General features: G+C 64.5%; 19 protein-coding genes. 4 read left to right on the forward strand and 15 right to left on the reverse strand.

Annotated features, from left to right (window positions below; genetic code table 11):
- Positions 1 to 2 precede the first annotated feature (2 nt).
- The 5 genes from aroE to ACQKPS_RS19720 are packed head-to-tail and all read right to left on the reverse strand — an operon-like array spanning position 3 to position 3841.
- Positions 3 to 821 carry a shikimate dehydrogenase gene (gene aroE, locus ACQKPS_RS19700; protein WP_427605414.1) on the reverse strand — a complete coding sequence of 273 codons (819 nt, stop codon included), beginning with the start codon at positions 819 to 821 and terminating at the stop codon, positions 3 to 5.
- Positions 818 to 2050: a CaiB/BaiF CoA transferase family protein gene (locus ACQKPS_RS19705; RefSeq protein WP_427605415.1), complete on the reverse strand. Its 1233-nt coding sequence runs from the start codon at positions 2048 to 2050 to the stop codon at positions 818 to 820. The genes aroE and ACQKPS_RS19705 overlap by 4 nt, the downstream gene beginning before the upstream one ends.
- The gene (locus tag ACQKPS_RS19710) at positions 2047 to 2502 is read right to left on the reverse strand and encodes a MaoC family dehydratase (RefSeq protein ID WP_099813535.1); all 456 of its coding nucleotides are present in this window, start codon (positions 2500 to 2502) and stop codon (positions 2047 to 2049) included. The genes ACQKPS_RS19705 and ACQKPS_RS19710 overlap by 4 nt, the downstream gene beginning before the upstream one ends.
- Entirely contained in the window at positions 2499 to 2897 is a 399-nt protein-coding gene (locus ACQKPS_RS19715) for a VOC family protein (protein WP_176509352.1), read from the reverse strand. Before ACQKPS_RS19715 ends, ACQKPS_RS19710 begins: the two co-directional genes overlap by 4 nt.
- Positions 2894 to 3841: a ketopantoate reductase family protein gene (locus ACQKPS_RS19720; protein ID WP_427605416.1), complete on the reverse strand. Its 948-nt coding sequence runs from the start codon at positions 3839 to 3841 to the stop codon at positions 2894 to 2896. Before ACQKPS_RS19720 ends, ACQKPS_RS19715 begins: the two co-directional genes overlap by 4 nt.
- A 93-nt stretch (positions 3842 to 3934) precedes the next feature.
- Here ACQKPS_RS19720 and ACQKPS_RS19725 point away from each other — a divergent pair, with 93 nt between their 5' ends.
- Entirely contained in the window at positions 3935 to 4846 is a 912-nt protein-coding gene (locus tag ACQKPS_RS19725) for a LysR family transcriptional regulator (protein WP_254480218.1), read from the forward strand.
- Between the two features lie 9 nt (positions 4847 to 4855).
- Here ACQKPS_RS19725 and ACQKPS_RS19730 read toward each other — a convergent pair whose 3' ends face one another.
- A complete protein-coding gene (locus tag ACQKPS_RS19730; RefSeq protein WP_254480219.1) occupies positions 4856 to 6040 on the reverse strand; it encodes a M20 aminoacylase family protein in 1185 nt (394 codons plus the stop codon).
- Between the two features lies 1 nt (position 6041).
- Positions 6042 to 7346 (reverse strand): MFS transporter, encoded by a 1305-nt coding sequence (locus tag ACQKPS_RS19735; RefSeq protein ID WP_283722932.1) that lies wholly within the window; start codon positions 7344 to 7346, stop codon positions 6042 to 6044.
- A 373-nt stretch (positions 7347 to 7719) separates the two neighbouring features.
- Here ACQKPS_RS19735 and ACQKPS_RS19740 point away from each other — a divergent pair, with 373 nt between their 5' ends.
- Positions 7720 to 8850 carry a porin gene (locus ACQKPS_RS19740; RefSeq protein ID WP_427605417.1) on the forward strand — a complete coding sequence of 377 codons (1131 nt, stop codon included), beginning with the start codon at positions 7720 to 7722 and terminating at the stop codon, positions 8848 to 8850.
- Here ACQKPS_RS19740 and ACQKPS_RS19745 read toward each other — a convergent pair.
- The gene (locus ACQKPS_RS19745) at positions 8827 to 9765 is read right to left on the reverse strand and encodes a LysR family transcriptional regulator (protein ID WP_254480222.1); all 939 of its coding nucleotides are present in this window, start codon (positions 9763 to 9765) and stop codon (positions 8827 to 8829) included. The genes ACQKPS_RS19740 and ACQKPS_RS19745 overlap by 24 nt on opposite strands.
- 128 nt (positions 9766 to 9893) lie before the next feature.
- Here ACQKPS_RS19745 and ACQKPS_RS19750 point away from each other — a divergent pair, with 128 nt between their 5' ends.
- The gene (locus ACQKPS_RS19750) at positions 9894 to 10607 is read left to right on the forward strand and encodes a GntR family transcriptional regulator (RefSeq protein ID WP_427605418.1); all 714 of its coding nucleotides are present in this window, start codon (positions 9894 to 9896) and stop codon (positions 10605 to 10607) included.
- Between the two features lie 7 nt (positions 10608 to 10614).
- On the opposite strand, the gene ACQKPS_RS19755 is transcribed toward ACQKPS_RS19750, so the two are convergent.
- From ACQKPS_RS19755 to ACQKPS_RS19770, 4 genes are all read right to left on the reverse strand, one after another.
- Positions 10615 to 11565: a PDR/VanB family oxidoreductase gene (locus ACQKPS_RS19755; RefSeq protein ID WP_283722935.1), complete on the reverse strand. Its 951-nt coding sequence runs from the start codon at positions 11563 to 11565 to the stop codon at positions 10615 to 10617.
- Positions 11566 to 11622: 57 nt separating this feature from the next.
- Entirely contained in the window at positions 11623 to 12684 is a 1062-nt protein-coding gene (locus tag ACQKPS_RS19760) for a Rieske 2Fe-2S domain-containing protein (protein ID WP_427605419.1), read from the reverse strand.
- A gap of 116 nt (positions 12685 to 12800) precedes the next feature.
- Entirely contained in the window at positions 12801 to 13511 is a 711-nt protein-coding gene (locus ACQKPS_RS19765) for a murein L,D-transpeptidase catalytic domain family protein (protein WP_427605490.1), read from the reverse strand.
- A gap of 92 nt (positions 13512 to 13603) precedes the next feature.
- Complete coding sequence (locus ACQKPS_RS19770) at positions 13604 to 14638, reverse strand: L,D-transpeptidase (protein ID WP_427605420.1); 1035 nt, start codon at positions 14636 to 14638, stop codon at positions 13604 to 13606.
- Positions 14639 to 14838: 200 nt separating this feature from the next.
- Between ACQKPS_RS19770 and ACQKPS_RS19775 the strand changes: the two genes are divergently transcribed.
- Positions 14839 to 16359 (forward strand): NCS1 family nucleobase:cation symporter-1, encoded by a 1521-nt coding sequence (locus ACQKPS_RS19775; protein ID WP_254480228.1) that lies wholly within the window; start codon positions 14839 to 14841, stop codon positions 16357 to 16359.
- 322 nt (positions 16360 to 16681) lie between these two features.
- Here ACQKPS_RS19775 and ACQKPS_RS19780 read toward each other — a convergent pair whose 3' ends face one another.
- The 3 genes from ACQKPS_RS19780 to pstB are packed head-to-tail and all read right to left on the reverse strand — an operon-like array spanning position 16682 to position 18763.
- Positions 16682 to 17302, reverse strand: a complete 621-nt coding sequence (locus ACQKPS_RS19780; RefSeq protein ID WP_254480229.1) for a hypothetical protein — start codon at positions 17300 to 17302, stop codon at positions 16682 to 16684.
- Positions 17302 to 18000, reverse strand: a complete 699-nt coding sequence (locus ACQKPS_RS19785) for a hypothetical protein (protein WP_254480230.1) — start codon at positions 17998 to 18000, stop codon at positions 17302 to 17304. The genes ACQKPS_RS19780 and ACQKPS_RS19785 overlap by 1 nt, the downstream gene beginning before the upstream one ends.
- Position 18001: 1 nt before the next feature.
- Entirely contained in the window at positions 18002 to 18763 is a 762-nt protein-coding gene (gene pstB / locus ACQKPS_RS19790) for a phosphate ABC transporter ATP-binding protein PstB (RefSeq protein ID WP_050437214.1), read from the reverse strand.
- Positions 18764 to 18795 lie beyond the last annotated feature (32 nt).

The raw sequence follows: 18795 nt of genomic DNA on the forward strand, positions 1-18795 counted from the left end.
GCTCACTCCAGGGGGATGGTCAGGCGGTCGATCACGGCACGGGTTTCAGGCCGTACCCCGCGCCACCAGGCAAATGCCTCTGCCGCCTGCTCCACCAGCATGCCGACGCCATCGGCCAAGCGCGCCACACCTTCTTCCTGCGCCATGCGCAGGAAGGGTGTCAGGCCTTTGCCATAGGCCAGCTCATAGGCCAGGCACGCGCCGCCCAGCACGCCAGCAGGCAGCGGCGGCAACTCGCCGGTCAGGCTCGCGGACGTGGCGTTGACGACGATATCGAAGGCTTGCCCGTCGAGTTCTTCATAACGGCTGATGCGCAGCCGGGGGTGATCCAGTTCGTTGCGCAAGGCCAGTGCCTTGGCCATGTCGCGGTTGGCGATCACCAGCTCACGCGGCCCGGCCTGCAGGAACGGCAGCAAGGCGCCGCGCACCGCGCCGCCGGCCCCGAGCAACAGCACCCGGCGCTGGCGCAGCGGCTCACCGAGGTTCTGCTCGATATCCCGCAGCAGGCCTATGCCATCGAAGTTCTCGGCGTAGATGCTGCCATCCTCGAACTTCAGCGCATTGGCCGCCCGTGCCAGCTGCGCACGCTCGCTGCGCCGGTCGGCCAGTTCGAAGGCGCGCAGCTTGAACGGCGCGGTGATGTTCATGCCCAGCCCGCCCTCGCTGCGCAATTGCAGCACCTGGGTCTCGAAGCCCTCCAGCTCGCCCTCGATGGCGCCGTACTCCAGGGCCTGGCCAGTGGCCTCGGCGAACAGGCCATGGATCAAGGGGGACTTGGTGTGGTTGATCGGCCGGCCGATCACTGCATAGCGGTCGCTCATCGTGCATCTCCGTGGGTGAACAGCACACCGTCTGCCTGCATGGCGGTGATTTCTTCTGGGCTGAAGCCAAGTGCCGCGGCCACTTCAGCGTTGTGCTGGCCAAGGTCCGGAGCCACCTGGTGGATCGTGGTGTCGCAGTCGGAAAAGCGAAACGGCAGGTTGGGCAGGCGCAAGGTGCCGTAGCGCGGGTGCTGCTGTTCGATGACCATGTTGCGGGCCTGGATCTGCGGGTCGGCCAGCACCTCGTCGATGCGCTGCACCTTGGCGCTGGGGATGTCGATGCCATCCAGCAGCTGCAGGATATCGGCCACCCGGCGCGCGCCGACCCAGTCGCGGACCACGGCCAGGATCGCCTGGCGGTGGGCGTTGCGACCGTTGAGGCTGTGGTAGCGCGTGTCGCTGCCAAACCCGCTCGGGCCGCCGTTGGCTTCGAGCATGGCGGCAAAGCGTTGCCAGGCATCGTCGACCTGGGCGGCGATCACCAGGTCGCCATCGGCAGCGCGGAACACGCCGTACAGGGTCGAGGTGGGCATGTCATGGCCGGTCTGCTCGGGCAACACGGTGCCATCGGACAATGTGTAGCACTGCACCGCGTACTCATGCATCGACACCAGCGTGTCGTACAGGGCCATGTCGATGTGCTGGCCGCGGCCGCTGCTGACCCGGCCCAGCAGCGCCGCGTTGATCGCCGCCACGGCATGGATGCCGGTGTACATGTCGCCCAGCGAAATGCGCAGCAGCGGCGGTGCTTCGCCGGGCACGCCGACCATCTGCATGATCCCGCTCTTGGCCTCGGCGATCAGCCCGAAGCCGGCGCGGTGGGCGTCCGGCCCGGTATGGCCGTAGGCGGAAATCGAGCAGTACACCAGGCGCGGGTTGCGCGCCGCGAGTTCGGCATAGCCCAGGCCCAGCTTGTCCAGGGCGCCGGGGCGGTAGTTCTCGATGAACACGTCGGCCGAGTCAGTCAGGCGCTGCATGAAGGCTTTGCCGCGCGGGTCCTTCATGTTCACGCTGACGCCCTGCTTGCCCATGTTCAGCTGCAGGAAGTAACCGCTCTGCTGGTCGTCCAGGGTGAATGCATGCTGGCGACCGGCATCGCCGCTGCCCGGCCGCTCGACCTTGATCACCTCTGCGCCCAGGGCTGCCAGGCAGCGCCCGACATAAGGCCCGGCGAGGAAGTGGCTGTAGTCGATGACGCGGATACCCGCCAATGGCAATGCCTGGCTCATGCTTCGGCCCTCCGCGGCACCATCAGCCGGTGCTCGCCGCGCTGCACGACTTCGCCGTGCTGGTTGATCAGTTCCGAGGGCAGCACCACGATGCCCCAGCCCGGGCGGCTTTTGCTCGGGCGCATCGCCCCCACGCGCATGCGCACATGCAGCACATCGTTGACCTTGATCGGCAGCACGAAGTCCCAGGTCCAGCCCAGCGACATGCCCGGCAGGAATCGGTAGTCGCACTGGGTCTTCAGGCCATCGGCAATCGACAGCCCGAACAGGCCGTGGGCGACCAGGCAGCCGAAGTGGCTGGCGTTGGCGTACGCCTCGTCGACGTGCACCGGGGTGTGGTCACCGGTCAGGTCGGCGTAGGCCAGGATGCGTTCGCGGGTCACGGTGTAGGTGGGGCTGATGCATTCATCGCCTTCGCGGGCGTCGTCCCAGTATTTTTCCACCACGCTCATGCCTGAACCTCCGCACGGGGGTCGATGGCCAAGGCCTGGGCGACGCAGGCCGCTGGCAACGCCTGGATGAACTCCACGGCCAGGCCGTCGGGCAGGCGCAACCAGTTACGCCCCTGGGGCATCTCGCTGACGCCGAAACGCTGGGCCGCCGCCAGGGCGGCTTCGAGGTCCTCGCACATGATGCCCAGGTGGGCCATGCGCCCTTCCGGGCCGGCGAAGTCCGGCTGGTGGATGAACTGCAGGCCACCCAGCGTCCAGTACTGCGCGGGCCGCTCGACGTCGCCCTGCACTTCGCGCATGGTCATGCCGCACACTTCGCTGAAGAAACGGATATGCCACTGGATGTCGCGCACCCAGAACGCGACATGTTCGAGGTAGGCTTTTGGCTGGCTCATGGGTTTTCCCTCTTCTGATGATCGGCCATGGCGCGTTCGATGCCCTTGATGCAGGCCACCAGGGTCGCGTTGACCGGCGTGGCCACGCCATGGCGCTGGCCCCAGCGCACGACGGAGCCGTTGATGAAGTCGATTTCGGTGATCGAGCCTTTTTCCAGGCTTTGCAGCATCGAGGTGCGGAAACTCGCCGGCAGGCCTTCGGCGGCCAGCGTCCAGGCAGCCTCGGGGCTGGTCAGGCTCAGGCGGATACCGGCGCGCTCGGCCACGGCGATGGCCTCGGCCACGGCGGCCTTGGCGGTGCTCTCCAGCAGCGGTTCGCTGTACAGCTGGCCGTAGCTGAGCATGGTGATGCCGCTCAGCGCGCCGGTGGCGACGTTGACCAGAAGCTTGTCCCACATGGTGCCGAGGATGTTGTCGCTGACCGTGGTGGCCAGCCCGGCACCGTTGAAGGCTGCGGCAATGGCCTGCACACGGGGCGTGAGCTGGCCGTCCAGCTCGCCGATGAAGGTCTGCTTGCCCGCCACACCGGCACGGATCGAACCCGGCGCCAGCAGCACGCCGCCGACGTAGGTCTTGCCCGCCAGCACCCGCTCGCGCCCTACCGCCTCTGCCAGGATGTCCTCATGACCCAGGCCGTTCTGCAGCGACAGCACCAGCGTCTGCGGCCCGATCAGCGCGCTGGCACCGGCAATCGCCTCGGCGGTGTGGAACGATTTGACCAGCACCACCACCAGGTCCGCCACGCCGACGTCTTCGGCATCCATTGCGGCGTTGACCCGCACCTGGCGCTCGCCGCGTTCGTCCTGCACCTGCAACCCGTGCAGGTTCATGGCCTCGACATGCGCACGGCCACGGTTCAACAGCCAGGTTTCATGCCCCGCCTCGCTCAAGGCCGCGCCAATGGCGCAACCCAGGGCACCGGCACCGAGAATGCAGATTTTCACGTCGCAGACCTCCTGTGGTTTGCGACTACCTTATGCAGCGAGGCTTATTTGGGCTATACAATGGCCTCAATAGCACTATTGAGATTCGCAATAATGACCCCGCTCGAGCCCTTGCCGGAACCCAAGCTGCTGCAGTTGTTCGAGGTGCTCTACCAGTGCCGTAGCGTCACCCGCGCCGCCGAGCAGCTCGGCCAGAGCCAACCGACCCTGAGCATCTGGCTGGCGCGCCTGCGCGAGCAGTTGCACGACCCGTTGTTCGTGCGCACGCCGGGCGGCATGGCCCCTACCCCGCGGGCCGACCAGCTGATAGGGCCGTGCCGGGAAGTGCTGGAGTCGCTGCGCCGCCTCAGCGACTGGGCGCCGCAGTTCATGCCGGCCACCGCACAACGGCGCTTTCGCCTGTGTGTCAGCGATGCCAGCCATATCACCTTGCTGCCCAGCATCCTCAACCATTTGCGCAGCCATGCGCCGGGCATTCGCCTGGAAGCGGCGCGGATCGATGGCAATACCGAGAGCGCGCTGGAATCCGGTGAAGCGGACCTGGCCATCGGCTTCGTACCCGGGCTTGGCGCGGGCATGTATCAACAGGTGCTGTTCGAACAGGACTGGGTGTGCCTGAGCAGCGCCCAGCATCCGCGGTTGGGCGATGGCATGAGCGTGGCGCGCTACCGTGCCGAGGGGCACGTGCAGATCAGTGCCGGGACCGGGCAGAAGCTGCTCGAAACCGGCCTGGCGCGGGCCGGGATCGAGCGCAGGACCATGCTCGAACTGCCCGGCTTTCTCGGCTTGGGCATGATCGTCGGGACCACCGACCTGGTCGCCACGCTGCCGCGGCACATCGGCCAGACGCTTGCCGACATGCACGGGCTGCGGCTGCATGACTGCCCGTTTGCCGTGGAGCGCTTTAGCGTCAAGCAACATTGGCATGCGCGCTACCACCAGGACGCTGGCAATCGCTGGATCAGAGGGGTGATCCGCGAGTTGTTTCAACAGCCTCAAGCCTGATGCTGAACCTCAGCGCAGGTAGTCCCGTACCCATTTCACCCAGCAATCGGCGCCTATCTTCACCAGCGCATCGTTGAAATCGTAGTGCGGGTTGTGCACCGAGCAGCCGTGGTACTCGCCGGTACCGTTGCCCAGCATGAAGTAGCAGCCTGGCCGCGCCTGCAGCATGTAGGCGAAGTCCTCGGTGCCCATGACTTTTTTCGGCATCGTGTCCAGCAGCGCACCGTCGGCGAACAACGGCCTCAGGCTTTCACGCAGCAACGCGCTCTCCTGGTCGCTGTTGCACAGCGCCGGCGCCAGTTGGGTGAAGTGCACATCGATCTGCACGCCGAAACTTTCCGCGTGGCCTTTGACCAGGGCGTCGATGCGGCGGTTGATCTTCTGCTGCGTCTCGGCCGTGTCGGTGCGCACGCTCAGCAGCATGCACGCTTCATCGGGGATGATGTTGTAAACGGTGCCGGCCTGGATCATGCCAATGCTGATGACCGCGTATTCCTCGACGCTCAGGTTGCGCGACTTGATGGTCTGGATGGCGCTGATCAGGCTGTTCAGCGCCATCACCGGGTCGACCGACAGTTCCGGCATCGCACCGTGGCCCCCCTTGCCGGTGATGCGAATGCTGACACGCTGCGAAGACGCCATGGTTGGCCCGGCCTGGACCACGCAGGTGCCCACCGGCAAGCCGGGCATGTTGTGCAGGGCGTACACCGAATCACACGGAAAACGCTCGAACAGGCCATCGTCGAGCATGGCCTTGGCCCCGGCCAGGCCTTCTTCATCCGGCTGGAAGATCACATTCAGCGTGCCATCGAAATCGCGCGTGGCAGCCAGTTGCGAAGCGGCGGCCAGGAGGATTGCGGTATGCCCGTCATGGCCACAGGCATGCATGCGACCGGGGATCTTGCTGGCATGGGCGAAGGGGTTTTTCTCGGTCATGGGCAAGGCGTCCATGTCGGCGCGCAAACCGATGCTGCGCGGGCCATTGCCCACCTTCAACACGCCGACCACACCATGCCCGCCCACGTTGCGATGGACCTCGTAGCCCCACGCCTGGAGCCTGTCGGCCACCAGCGCGGCGGTGTCGGGGGTGTCGCCGCCCAGTTCCGGCGCGGCGTGGATCTGTCGGCGCAGCGTGACGAACTCATCCAGTGCCGCGGCCTCGCACTGAGGCGGTTTGCTCGGGAACGTACCCATGTCACTCGCATCCTTTGTTTTCAGGGAAATAGCGGAGGCAGGCCAGGCTGACCACGCCGCCAGCCAGGAGGAAATAGGCCGGCGCCATCGGGGTCTGCAGCGCGGCGATCAGCCAGGTGGCCACCAGTGGCGCGAAGCCGCCGAAAAGGGTCACACCGAGGCTGTAACTGACCGAGGTGCCGAAGGAGCGCCGGGCTTTCGGGAAGCCCTCCATGATCAGTGCGAAGAACGCGCCCGCACCGATGCAGGTCGGCAAGATCAGCACCGCGACGCACATCATGGCCAGGCCCATGTCGCGTACCTGCCCAAGCAGGTGGAACACTGGCAGGATCAGCACCACCGGCGTGGCCACCGTCCAGGCCAGCAGGCGCTTGCGCAGCTGGTACCGGTCGGCGAACTTGCCCGCCAGCGGGCAGATGACCGCCATGCAACCGCTGCTGATGCAGGCGATGGCCATGGCGCTGCCAGGCGGATACTGCAACGTGGTGGTGAGGTAGGTGGGCATGTAGAACACCAGCAGGTACATGCCGATGGTCGAACTGGCCATCAGGCCGATGCCCAGGGCGATGCGCTTGAGCAGTTCGGCATCGAGCCCTTGTCCGCCATGCGCCACTGGCGTCGCCTCGTGGGTTTCTGGCAGGCGCGTACGAATGTACCAACCGACCGGGCCGATCAGCAGCCCGACGATGAAGGGTAGCCGCCAGCCCCAGCTTTCCAGGGCCACGGGGTCAAGCGACTGGTGCAGCGCAAAACCGAAGGCGGCGCCCACCAGGGCGGCATACCCCTGGCTGGCGGCCTGCCAGCTGACATTCCGGCAACGGTTGCTGACCGCACTCGATTCCATGAGGAACACCGATGCCGTCCCGACCTCCCCGCCCGCCGACAGGCCTTGAATCAGTCGACCGAGCACCAGCAACAGCGTGGCGAAAATGCCAATTTGCGAATAGGTGGGCGCAAAGGCGATCAACGCGGTGCCCAGGGTCATCAGGCCGATGGTGAGGCTCAAGGCGGCCTTGCGCCCATGCCGGTCGGCATAGCGGCCGATGACCATTGCCCCGATGGGGCGCATGAGGAAACCCACACCAAAGGTGGCCAGCGACATCAATAGCGACGCCGTCGCCGATTCGGCGGGGAAGAAATGCTTGCCGATCAGCACGGCGAAGAAGCTGTAGATCGTGAAGTCGTACATTTCCAGCGCATTGCCCAGCGAACAGGCGACCAAGGTCTTGCGCGAAGCACGGCCCCCTTGTGCGGCGCTATGCGCGCCGGGCTGCACGGCGGTCGATGCGGGTAGCGGTGTTGTCATTGTGTTCTCCGATGGCAAAACGCGGCGTGCAACGACTATCGGCCAATCGGGCACGCAACACACTTGCAGTTTCGGCATACACCTAACCGAGGGTTAATCGCCCTGCGCAGGCGTCGGCCAATATGCCCTGAAGTGGCGCACCGTTCGGCCTGCCTGTACCCGCTGCCCCGTTAACGCACACTGACCGGCACAGCGCACGGCACCTGGTCGGGTGTTCCCAGCCGCTCTGCAGCCGGCGTCGCCGCCGGACGTGGGCTGCGCCAGTAGCTGATTAACCAGGCGGCATAGGGTTGCCGAATAAGCAATCGCACTGAAACGATCTGTTCACCGACGCTACGGGCCACCCCATCAGTGAGTTGGCCTGGAGTCGTGAATGAACACTCGCACTACCTCGATGCTGTTGATGATTCAATGTGCCGGCCTTGCCGTGCAGGCGCACGCCGAGGGCTTCCCGAGCCTGGGCCGGATTGCGCCAGGCTTCGGTTACTACGGGGTGGATAACGGCTTCGATGACAAGCTCAAGGTCTACGGCACCGTGGACGCCTTCACCAGCTATCACGATTCGCAGCACCATTCGGGTTTTCGTCTGGCCGGTGGCGGCGCATGGACCAACAAGCTCGGGCTGTATGCCAGGAAGGCGGTGGGCACCGATACGGTCCTGGAACTGGATGTCGAAGAGGGCTTCAACGTCAACGGCAAAGCCTTGGAAGGCACCTGGGACACGATCGGCAGCCTGCGCCTGGCCACACTGGCCTTGCGCTCGAGAACCTTGGGCAAGCTTGAGTTCGGCAAGACCTACAGCATGGGCACCCCGACCTACGCCGACCCGTTCCTCGCCACGTATGGCTCGCCCTACACCTTCCTGGCCCTGCCTGCCGCCGGCAAAGGTGCCTACAACCTGGACCTGCGGCCGAAACATACCCTGGCCTACACCAGCCCGACCCTGAACGGTTTCAGCCTTGGCACCGCGGTGACCTTCGGCTTCGATGATGCCGCCAGCCAGGGGCGTACCGTGCGCGGTGGCGGCGCCAGGCTGCAATACCGCACCAGCACGCTGATGCTGCTGGCCTCCTACAACCTGTATTACAGCGACCCTTGGGACGACGCAGGCACCTCACGCCAGACCGCCAACCATTACAAGAGCCTGTCGACGTTCTACGATTTCGGCCCGCTGGCCACCAGCCTGACCTGGCAACACCAGGCCGTCGACCAGCCCGGCACCCCCAGTACCACGCTGTACACCTTCGGCATAATGGCACCGGTTGGCCAACGGGACGTGCTGCGCCTGGCCGTGATGCAGCGCCAGGTCACGGCGCGCGACAAGAATGCCCAAGGGGTGATGCTCGGCTACGATCATTTCATCACCCCGCGCTGGGCTGTTTATGGACGGGTTGGCAAGATCTTCAACCAGCCTGCGTCCTCGGTCACCTACGCTGGCACCCCGCTGGACCAGGTGGGCGACGACCCCGGCAACCTCGCCCTAGGCATGTACTATCACTTCTGACGGCGCCGGGCGGGTTTGCCTGAGCACCTGCCCGCGCAAGCTGTGGAACAGTTCCTGGGCGGGTGCGGTCAGGCTGTGGCGGTCGATGCACACCAGGTTGACGGGGTAATCGGGAATCAGCTCCTGCACTGCCACGGCCAGGTACTCGCCATCGACGCCAAAGGCAAACCCCCGGTCCACGGCCAGCTCACTGATGGTCATCAACGATTCGGTGTTCTTCAACAGCTTCAGCGCCATCATCACCGACGTGCATTCAACCGTGTTCTGCGGCACCCTCAGGCCGTTGCTCTCGAACAGCTGGTGAAACTGCGATGCCTGGTCCGAGAGCTCATCCAGGCTGATCCACGGGGCGTACTGCAAGGTGCGCAGTGACTTGGCGAACTTCTGCTGGTTCGACGCATGGCAGATCACCCGGCCCTTGATGCTGCCAAGCGCTTCCCAATCCAGGTTGAGCCGGCTCAACGGCTGCTGCGAGGTGATGGCGAAATCCAGGCTGCCATCGCGCAGCCGCTGCAGAATCTGACTGGGGCGCAGGTCGGTGATGGTGATCTTGACCCGCGGGTACTTGCGCCGGAACGCCAGGATGCTGTCATCGACCCCGTCCAGCATCGCCGTCAGCGACGTCACCCCGATGGACACTGCGCCCACCGCGGCGTCCTGGATGCTGGCCGCTTCGATCTGCAGGCGGCGGATGCTTTCCACCACCAGGTTGGCATGGCGGATGACGCGCTTGCCTTCCTCGGTCAGGGCCATGCCTTTGGATGAGCGCTGCAACAGGGTGAAACCGACCTCGCGCTCCAGCTCCTTGATCGAACGGCTCAGGGCAGGCTGGGTGACGTGCATGAGCTTGGAAGCTTCGAGAATGCTGCCTGCGTTATGGATGGCGACCAGCGCCTTGAGTTGGTGAAGTTTCAAACGTCTTTACCTTGTTGTCAGCGGGCCAGTTCCATGCCGCGCACAGATTACCGCAAGCACCACCTGCGCAGTGCAACGTCCGTGCCGCTTGCGCTACCATGGCGGCCCCTTCGATGAGGTCGCGTGCAATGAGCAAACACGGCCAGACCATCCTGGTCGCCCTGCGCAAGATGATCGCCTCCGGCGAGCTGGCCGGCGGTGAACGGTTGATGGAAGTCCCGACCGCAGAACGTTTCGGCGTTTCCCGCATGCCGGTGCGTATGGCATTCCGCACCCTGGAACAGGAAGGCCTGCTGGTGCGCCATGGCGGCAAGGGCTTCCAGGTGCGTACGCTGAGCGTCGATGACCTCACCGGCGCCGTGGAAGTCCGCGGCGTGCTTGAAGGGCTGGCGGCACGGCTGTGCGCCGAACGTGGCCTGGACGCACAGGCCATGGCCACCTTGGTGCAATGCCTCGAAGAGGGCGACGCCCTGTTCGACAAGGGCTACATCACCGAACAGGACCTGGCGGCCTATCATGACCTCAACGTGCGCTTGCACCAGGTGATCGTGGCCGGCAGCGGCAACCCGGCCATTGCCGAGGCACTGGCGCGCAATGACCATCGCCCGTTCGCCTCGGTGTCGGCGCTGGCCTTCGACCGCGACGACATGGCCCGCGAGTACCGGCGCTTCAATTACGCCCATATGCAGCACCACTCACTGGTCGATGCACTGCGCAACCGCCAGGGCGCCCGCGCCGAAAACATCATGCGCGAACACGCCAATGCCACGCTGCGCTATGCCGAAGTGTTCGGCGCGTCCAGCATGGCAAGTGGCGTCCAGGTGATTTCCAGGGGCGACTAGGCGCACGCTACAGGTCCAGCACCAGCATGGGCGTCCTGGCCCGTGAACAGCACGGGGTGAACTGGTCATTGGCGGCCTGCTCGGCTTCGGTCAGGTACAGATCGCGATGCTCCGGCACGCCTTCCAGCACCCGGGTCAGGCAGGTACCGCACACCCCCTGCTCGCACGACACCGCCACCGGCACGCCGTGGCTCTCCAAAACCTGAACCACCGTCTTGTCCGCGGGTATCTCGAACACCTGGCCGGTGCTGGCGAGCCTGACCGAGAACACCACGTCAGCCGCGGTATCGACTGGCGCAGCGGCGAAGTATTCGCGGTGCAGCTGGCTGTCCTGCCAACCCTGACTGCGGGCACTGTCCAGTACCTGCTGCATGAAGCCAGCCGGGCCGCAGACATACAGGTGGTCCTGCGCGCCGGGCACTGCCAGTACCTGGGCCAGGTCGAGCCGGGTCTGCGGGAGCGCGTCGAAATGCAGATGGACCCGGCCGGCGAACGGTGTCGCCGCCAGGCGCTGGAGAAATGCCGCACGCTCGCTGGAGCGGGCGCAGTAGTGCAACTCGAAGTGATCGCCTTGCAGCCACAGTTGCTCCGCCATGCACAGGATCGGGGTGATCCCGATGCCGCCGGCAAACAGCACGCTGCGGCGGGCGCCGGGCGCCAGGGCAAAGAGATTGCGCGGCTCGCTGATCAGCAGCCGCTGCCCCGCTTCGACCTGCTCGTGCAGGCAGCGGGAGCCGCCGCGTGATGCAGCATCGTTGAGCACGCCGATCAGGTAGCGGTGACGTTCCTGCGGGTGATTGCACAAGGAGTACTGGCGCACCAGGCCGCCGGGCAAGTGCACATCGATGTGCGCCCCGGCACTGAATGCGGGTAGCGGCTGGCCTCGGGCGCAGCGCAATTCGTAGCTGCAGATACCTTCGGCTTCACGGGTTCGGGCTGTAACGACGACTTCAATCATGGCTCACCTTGCATGGACGGCCACCGCGATGGCCGGTCGGGGCATCGACGGGGACGGTTACTGCGCGGTTGCGATCAGCGCTGCAGCGGCGCCGGCCTGCTCTTGGGCGACCAGCCGCTCGAGCAGGCGTCGCGCCTGCACGCCGCCCGCATCGATATTGAGCTTGAGCAGGTTGCGCTGCGGGTTCGCCAGCAGGTTGGCCTGTTGCTGTTCAAGCATGTCGAGGTCTTCGCTGAAGATCTTCCCCTGCCCTTCGCGAATGCTGGCGGTCAGCGCCTGATCCTGAGGGTTGAAGTTGCGCGCCATGCCCCAGAAGTACCAGATCGAGGTCTCGGTCTCCGGGGTGATGAAGTCGACCACGATGCTCGACGCTTTGTCCTGGGCCGCCGCGTGGTAGCCACCCTTGCCGGCGAGTGCCACGCCCACTTCGATCAGGACATGGCTGGGCGGGGTGAAACGGCAGATCTGCCAGCGGTCGACCGGCTGGTCGTCGGGCAGCTGGTTGCCCCGCAGCGCCATGCGCCAGAACGGTGGCGCCATGATGTTCTGCATGTGGCGGGCAGTGACCACCTCGTCGCCGTTGACCGTGGTGACCGGCGGCGCTTCGTCGATTTCCTTCTGGCCGATGCTGGAGGCGTGGACGTAGGTTTCGTGGGTCAGGTCCATCAGGTTGTCGATCATCAGGCGATAATCGCAGTTGATGTGGAACAGCCCGCCGCCGTAAGCCCACTCGTCACTCTCTGCCCACGGCAGGTGGCACAGGCTGGCGGGGTCGGCCAGTGCCTGATCGCCGGGCCAGACCCAGACAAAGCCATAACGCTCGACCGTTGCATAGGCCTTGTTGCATGGGAAGCCCCGTACCCGCTGGCCTGGCATCTCGACGGCCTTGCCATCGCCGCCCATGACCAGGCCATGGTAACCGCAGACGAGGTTGCCATCCTCGACATAGCCCAGGGACAGCGGTGCCCCACGGTGCGGGCAGAAATCCTCGACGGCGCGGATCAGGTTTTGCTGACCGCGGTAGAACACCATCTTCTCCCCGCAGATCTGCCGGCCCAGGGGTTTTTCGGTGATTTCGTCAGGGGTGCAGGCGACGTACCAGGCGTTTTTCGGGAACATCCGATTCTCCGATTGATTGTTTTTGTGGATCCATTAACAACCAGAAACCGGAAATCAGTCAACAGAAAAGTGGCTTATGGATATTTATGGATCCACAAGCCACTTAAAAAGCGTGATTACTTGCTGGCGATCGACGGGTTTGCCAGCGGGCAGCTCCGGGCGTTGAGAAACCGCGACTGCTTCAGCCACTCCTGCTGCGGGTAGTAGGCAAACACGTAGCTGCCGCGTTGCAGCGTGTCGATCAGCTTGCCGGCGATTGCCGGCCGAACGGCCGGGCAGCCCTGGCTGCGCCCCAGGCGACCGAGGCCGGGTACCACCTTGGGGTCGGCATAGGCGGCTGCATGCATGACAATCGCCCGCGACATGCTGTTGTCGTTGAACCCAGGCTCGAGCCCCTGCAGGCGCAGCGAGCGGCCGTGCTTGCCGCTGTAGGTCTGGCCGGTTTCATACAGGCCGAGGGAGGACTGGTAGCTGTTGGGGGCGTTGGAGAACGTCGTCGGCACATCGGCGCCGCTGTTCTTGCCGTGGGCCACCCACTCCTCGAACAACAGCTTGCGCGCGCGCAGGTCGAACACCCACAGGCGCTTGTCTCGCGATGCCTTGGAGTAATCGATCACGGTCAGCAACTTGTCCCCCTCGCTGTGGCTGGCACAGGCATAGGCGGTGAGTGCCAAGTCCAGGGTCGACAGGCTGGCATTGGGCGCCAGTTGCTGCAGTTCGGCGGCGCTGGGCAGGGGTTGCGCGTGGGCAGCTTGCCAGGCGCTGAAGAAAAACAGGCCGATACTGGCCATGGAGAGCCGAACGGCTCCCCGCAAGGGATCGAACATCGACATGGTTACCCCGGTAACGGCCGGTCAGCAAGAAGCGCTGGCTTGCGGCCAAAAGCCACCACTTTGCTTGAATTCTTTGGGCTTGCCGATCATTTCTTGACCAATGGCTTGAGTTTTTCACTCTCATCGGTGCTGATCACCGTGAAATTGCCATCGCTGCGGGTATCCCGGGTCGACGCCCAATCCGTGATCACCAGCATCGTGCCAACATCCATCGCCGCGCGCAGGTGATGGCGGAACTCCGGGTTTATGTCCAGTTGCCCCAGCTGTTCATAGGGGGTATCGCCATACTCGGGGTTGCTCAAGCCCACGACCGACCAACGCAAGGGTAGCGCACCGTCGAGCGCCAGGGCGGACGGTTTTTGCAGCAGCGAATACACCGCCATGCCACTGCGGTGCTGGCCGTTGGCAAGCGAGAGTGCTGGCGCCGAGCCGATCAGCTGGCCACCGCGATAGACATAGGCGCGCAGGTCGGCGCGGCTGATCAGGATCGACAACGGCCCCGACGTCGGGTCCGGGTCGTTCCAGAACTGCTGGTTACTCAACATCAGCGGGCCCTGGGGCTTGCCTGCGCTGACCGTTGGCGCCAGCACGCCAGGGTGGTTGACCTCCACCGGAGCACTGTGGGTATCGGAGACGATGACGGTGGTCGAGCTGAAGCCGGTGACCTCGTACAGCTTCTTGGCAAACTCCAGCGGCAGGCGCACGCAGCCATGGGAAGCCGGGTAACCCGGCAGATGGCCCGCATGCAAGGCGATACCGTCCCAGGTCAGCCGCTCCATGTACGGCATCGGTGCGCTGTTGTAGAGGCTGGATTTGTGCTCGACCTTCTTCTGCAGAATGCTGAACACCCCGGTCGGAGTCTCCCGCCCCGCCTTGCCGGTGCTCACGGTGCTGACGCCAATGGCAATGCCATTGCGATAGACGTAGGCGCGTTGCTCGGTGAGGCTGACCACTACGGTCACCGGCCCTGCCGGCGAGACCTGCGGGTACCAGAGAAACTGGCCGGGCTTGAGGCTTTCGAGCTGGCTCTTGAGTGCAGCCGGGGTAGGTACCTGGAGCGGCGCCGCCTCGACCACGGTGGCGGCAAGCAACAGACCCAGCGCGAGCGGTAAATGCAACATCGAACTGACCCTCATGGCATCCTGCGGTAACAACAGTGCACGAAAACGTGCACAAATTTCCCACCTCGAAGCGTAATCCACAACACGAATAACGGCGAGAACGCTCAGAGGGCGCGCAATCCAGCAGGTTCATGGGTTGGTACGAATCTTGTTTGTATACAAATACAAACATAAAAGTACACAACCATCATGGAGTCCCGATGGCGTCGATTTCCCGTTCCGATGTTGGCCAGCTTGCCGATCTCCCCGCCGAAACGGCCGGCGCCAGTGCGTCGCAGCTGAGCCCGCGGCTGTACAGTAACGACCTTGCACCGACCCGGGCGGCCAATCGCACCTGGGGGCGCTACAGCCTGTTCGCGCTGTGGACCAACGATGTGCACAACATCGCCAACTACTCCTTCGCCATCGGCCTGTTCGCCCTGGGCATGAGCGGTGCGCAGATCCTCGCCGCCTTCGCGCTCGGTGCGCTGGTGATCTACGGCCTGATGAACCTGTCCGGCTACATGGGGCAGAAGACCGGCCTGCCCTACCCCGTCATGTGCCGGATCAGCTTCGGCATCCATGGCGCGCAGATCCCGGCCCTGATCCGCGCGGTGATCGCCATCGCCTGGTTCGGCATCCAGACCTACCTCGCCTCGGTCGTCCTGCGCGTGCTGCTCACCGCCATCGCGCCAGACCTCAGGCCCTACGACCAGAACTCGATCCTCGGCCTGTCGACCCTGGGCTGGGTCACCTTCGTGGCCATCTGGTGCGTGCAGGTCGCAATCTTCGCCTATGGCATGGAGATGGTGCGCCGGTTCGAATCGCTCGCCGGGCCGATCATCCTGGTCGCCTTCAGTGCCCTGGCGGCCTGGATGTACTGGCGCAGCGGCCTGTCGATCGCCTGGTCCAGTGGTCACGCGCCGACCGGCGCCGGCATGTGGCTGAAGGTGTTCGGTGCTGCCGCGCTATGGGTGTCGCTGTACGGCACCATGATCCTCAACTTCTGCGATTTCACGCGTAACTGCCCGGATCGGCGGACCATCAGCGTTGGCAACTTCTGGGGCCTGCCAGTCAACATGCTGGGGTTCGCGCTGATCGCCGTGGTGCTTGCAGGTGCGCAATTCAGCATCGACGGCAAGCTGGTGCAAAGCCCCAGCGAAATCGTCGCCGCCATCCCCAACACCGCCGGCCTGGTGCTGGCCTGCCTGGCCTTCCTGCTGGTCACCGTGGCGGTGAACATCATGGCCAACTTCGTCGCCCCGGCCTTCGTCCTCACCAACCTGGCGCCGAAGGTGCTGAACTTCCGCCGCGCAGGCTTGCTCAGCGCCACCCTCGCGGTGGTGATCCTGCCTTGGCACCTGTACAACAGCCCTGCGGTGATCGTGTACTTCCTCGGCGGCCTGGGCGCCCTGCTCGGCCCGCTGTACGGCATCATGGTCACGGACTACTACCTGGTGCGCCGTAGCCGGGTGAACCTGCCGCAGCTCTACAGTGAAAACCCTGAGGGCGACTATCACTACCGCAGTGGGGTCAACCTGCGTGCCGTGGCAGCGTTCATCCCGGCCGCGCTGATCGCCATCCTGCTGGCGCTGGTGCCAGCGTTCGAGACGCTGTCGCAGTTCTCCTGGTTCTTCGGCGCCGGGCTGGGTGGGCTGATCTACTACGCCATTGCCGAGCGCGGTGCGACGTTTGTGGAGGTTTCTGGCGAAAGCATTGCCGTGGACGCCGCGCAGCACTGAGCAGGGCTGGTAAAGCAGGCGCCTGCCTTGAGTTCAGAGGTGAGGCATAGATCGAGCGCCGCCCGCGCGGCGCATCGCGAGCTGCGCTCGCTCCTACGTTTGTTTCGGGCCAATTATTCCTGCGGGATTTGCGCGCGTACGCCTTGGCGCATGGCGCGATATCGTGTCGTATCAACAAGGCGGCCGCGCGCGTCTGTCACAGGCGTTACTGGCCCGAAACAAACGTAGGAGCGAGCGCAGCTCGCGATGCGCCGCGCGGGCGGCGCTCGATCTCACCAGCGCTAAAAATGCTGCGGCGAACACAAAAAGGCCCCAGAGACGATCAGGATGCCAGCGCCTGCTCACGCCGCCGTACCGGAGCCGCAAACCGCTGCGGTTGCTGCCAGGCCAGCTGCGCCTGCACCTGCTCCGCCGCATCCAGCACCTTCTGCGCCCAGCTGCCGTCTTGCGGGTCGACCACGACCACCCGGAAACCGTGGTCGAAGCCCTCGATCCCGACCCCTTCGGAATCGTCGACGTGCAGGTCGATGTCGAACGCCGGCGGGTACTTCGAAGGGGCATTCTCAAGCCGGTGCTGCGCCAGCACATGTTGATGGCGGTCACTGTTGACCACGCCGTCGACGTGAATACCGTAAAGCATCAGCCAGCGGCGGATATAGGCCGGTGTGCGGCCCGACGAGGTGTAGATCCAGATGCTGCAGCCCTGGCGGCGCAGGTCGCGCATCAGCGACCGCGTACCGCGGCGCAGCGGCTCGCCCAACCAGCGGTGGACGAACGCCGGCAGCTTGCTGTGTTCTTCATCGGCGTGGTGCGGCAGGCAGGCGAGCGTGTCATCGATATCGAAGGAAATACGCATCTGCGGGCGCCTGAATGTGCGCCCGATGGCTTGCCACGCGCGTCGGCCACCGGCCTTGCCTTGCTCCAGCATCGAATACCTTTCCATCATCGGCTCCCCTGGCGGGCCGGCACACAGGTGCCGGGCAGGAAGAACTTTTCGGGTTCAGGCGCCTTCGCTTCGAGGAAGGCGGCGTACTTTTTCTTGATCTTGGGCAATTCGTACAAAGCTTTCACACCATGCTTGGCGGAGTTGCGAATGACCGAGGACGGGTTGAAGTAACCCTCGGCGTTATCCAGCGTCAGCACGAACGGCGGCAGCCCGGCGCGCATCAGCAGATAACTGACGAGGAGCGACCCGGTGCGATTGTTGCCTTCGATGAACAGCTGCGGCTTGCTGAGGATGCGTACATAGACACCGGCAGCGCGCTTCCAGATCGACTCGCTGCGGTACGCCCAATACCAGTTGTACAGGTCCTTGATGCCGCCTTCCACGTTGTTGAAAAAGCGTGCCTCGGTGGCCGCCAGGTGCGGGCCGAACTCGCGGCGGCGCGCCGGGTCGCTGCCGCACAGCACGGTGGCGTTGATCTCCAGCATCAGGTTCAGCTGCTGCAGGTCGAACAGGTCAACGCCCCGTGCGACATAGTCGTCAATCAAGGCATAGCCTTCAAGCACATTGAGCAGCACCTCGTCGGTGAACGGATCACGCGGTTCGGTGAAATGCTGGCTGAGTTCGCCAAAGCGGCCCTGCACTTCGCGCAGTGCGCGCTCTACCGCTGGCAGGTCAAGACGACAGGTCGCACCCATTTCAGCTGAACTTGCCGCTGATGTAGTCACTGGTCAGCTGTTCACGCGGATTCTGGAAGATCTGCGTGGTCGGGCCCATCTCCACCAGGTATCCGGTACGGGTGCCTTGGGAGATGTCGACCGAGAAGAACGCCGTGGTGTCGGCGACACGGATCGCCTGCTGCATGTTGTGCGTCACCAGGGCGATGGTGTAGTCCTTCTTCAGCTCGACCATCAGCTCTTCCACGCGGCGGGTGGCGATCGGGTCGAGTGCCGAACAGGGCTCATCGAGCAACAGCACCTCCGGCTCGGTGGCAATGGCACGGGCGATGCACAAGCGCTGCTGCTGGCCGCCAGACAACGACAGGCCGCTGACCTTGAGCTTGTCCTTGACCTCGTCCCACAGCGCGGCGCCTTGCAGGGCGTGCTTGACGCGGTCGCCGATGTCGCCCTTGTAGCGGTTCAGGCGCAGGCCGAAGGCGACGTTGTCGAAAATGCTCATGGAGAACGGGTTCGGCTGCTGGAACACCATGCCGATGTAGCGGCGCACCACCACCGGGTCCACGCCCTTGCCGTAGACATCCTGGCCAAGGAAGTGCACATGGCCTTCGAAGCGGAAGCCTTTGACCAGGTCATTCATGCGGTTGAGGCTACGCAGTACGGTACTCTTGCCGCAGCCCGACGGGCCGATGAAGCCGGTGATTTCGTTCTTGCGGATCGGTACATGGCTGTCACGCACTGCCATGAAGTTGCCGTAGAAGATCTTGTCCAGCTTGCAGTCCATGACGATTGGCGCTTCGCTGACCATGGGAGCGG

This window comes from Pseudomonas sp. NPDC086566, from assembly GCF_050280885.1.
Lineage (GTDB): Bacteria > Pseudomonadota > Gammaproteobacteria > Pseudomonadales > Pseudomonadaceae > Aquipseudomonas > Aquipseudomonas vlassakiae.

What these genes read in the sequence shown, in the direction of transcription:
- aroE (WP_427605414.1), bottom strand. Translation starts at nt 821, where the DNA reads ATGAGCGACCGCTATGCAGTGATCGGCCGGCCGATCAACCACACCAAG.
- ACQKPS_RS19705 (WP_427605415.1), bottom strand. Translation starts at nt 2,050, where the DNA reads ATGAGCCAGGCATTGCCATTGGCGGGTATCCGCGTCATCGACTACAGC.
- ACQKPS_RS19710 (WP_099813535.1), bottom strand. Translation starts at nt 2,502, where the DNA reads ATGAGCGTGGTGGAAAAATACTGGGACGACGCCCGCGAAGGCGATGAA.
- ACQKPS_RS19715 (WP_176509352.1), bottom strand. Translation starts at nt 2,897, where the DNA reads ATGAGCCAGCCAAAAGCCTACCTCGAACATGTCGCGTTCTGGGTGCGC.
- ACQKPS_RS19725 (WP_254480218.1), top strand. Translation starts at nt 3,935, where the DNA reads ATGACCCCGCTCGAGCCCTTGCCGGAACCCAAGCTGCTGCAGTTGTTC.
- ACQKPS_RS19730 (WP_254480219.1), bottom strand. Translation starts at nt 6,040, where the DNA reads ATGGGTACGTTCCCGAGCAAACCGCCTCAGTGCGAGGCCGCGGCACTG.
- ACQKPS_RS19735 (WP_283722932.1), bottom strand. Translation starts at nt 7,346, where the DNA reads ATGACAACACCGCTACCCGCATCGACCGCCGTGCAGCCCGGCGCGCAT.
- ACQKPS_RS19740 (WP_427605417.1), top strand. Translation starts at nt 7,720, where the DNA reads ATGAACACTCGCACTACCTCGATGCTGTTGATGATTCAATGTGCCGGC.
- ACQKPS_RS19750 (WP_427605418.1), top strand. Translation starts at nt 9,894, where the DNA reads ATGAGCAAACACGGCCAGACCATCCTGGTCGCCCTGCGCAAGATGATC.
- ACQKPS_RS19755 (WP_283722935.1), bottom strand. Translation starts at nt 11,565, where the DNA reads ATGATTGAAGTCGTCGTTACAGCCCGAACCCGTGAAGCCGAAGGTATC.
- ACQKPS_RS19760 (WP_427605419.1), bottom strand. Translation starts at nt 12,684, where the DNA reads ATGTTCCCGAAAAACGCCTGGTACGTCGCCTGCACCCCTGACGAAATC.
- ACQKPS_RS19765 (WP_427605490.1), bottom strand. Translation starts at nt 13,511, where the DNA reads ATGTTCGATCCCTTGCGGGGAGCCGTTCGGCTCTCCATGGCCAGTATC.
- ACQKPS_RS19770 (WP_427605420.1), bottom strand. Translation starts at nt 14,638, where the DNA reads ATGTTGCATTTACCGCTCGCGCTGGGTCTGTTGCTTGCCGCCACCGTG.
- ACQKPS_RS19775 (WP_254480228.1), top strand. Translation starts at nt 14,839, where the DNA reads ATGGCGTCGATTTCCCGTTCCGATGTTGGCCAGCTTGCCGATCTCCCC.
- ACQKPS_RS19780 (WP_254480229.1), bottom strand. Translation starts at nt 17,302, where the DNA reads ATGGAAAGGTATTCGATGCTGGAGCAAGGCAAGGCCGGTGGCCGACGC.
- ACQKPS_RS19785 (WP_254480230.1), bottom strand. Translation starts at nt 18,000, where the DNA reads ATGGGTGCGACCTGTCGTCTTGACCTGCCAGCGGTAGAGCGCGCACTG.
- pstB (WP_050437214.1), bottom strand. Translation starts at nt 18,763, where the DNA reads ATGGACTGCAAGCTGGACAAGATCTTCTACGGCAACTTCATGGCAGTG.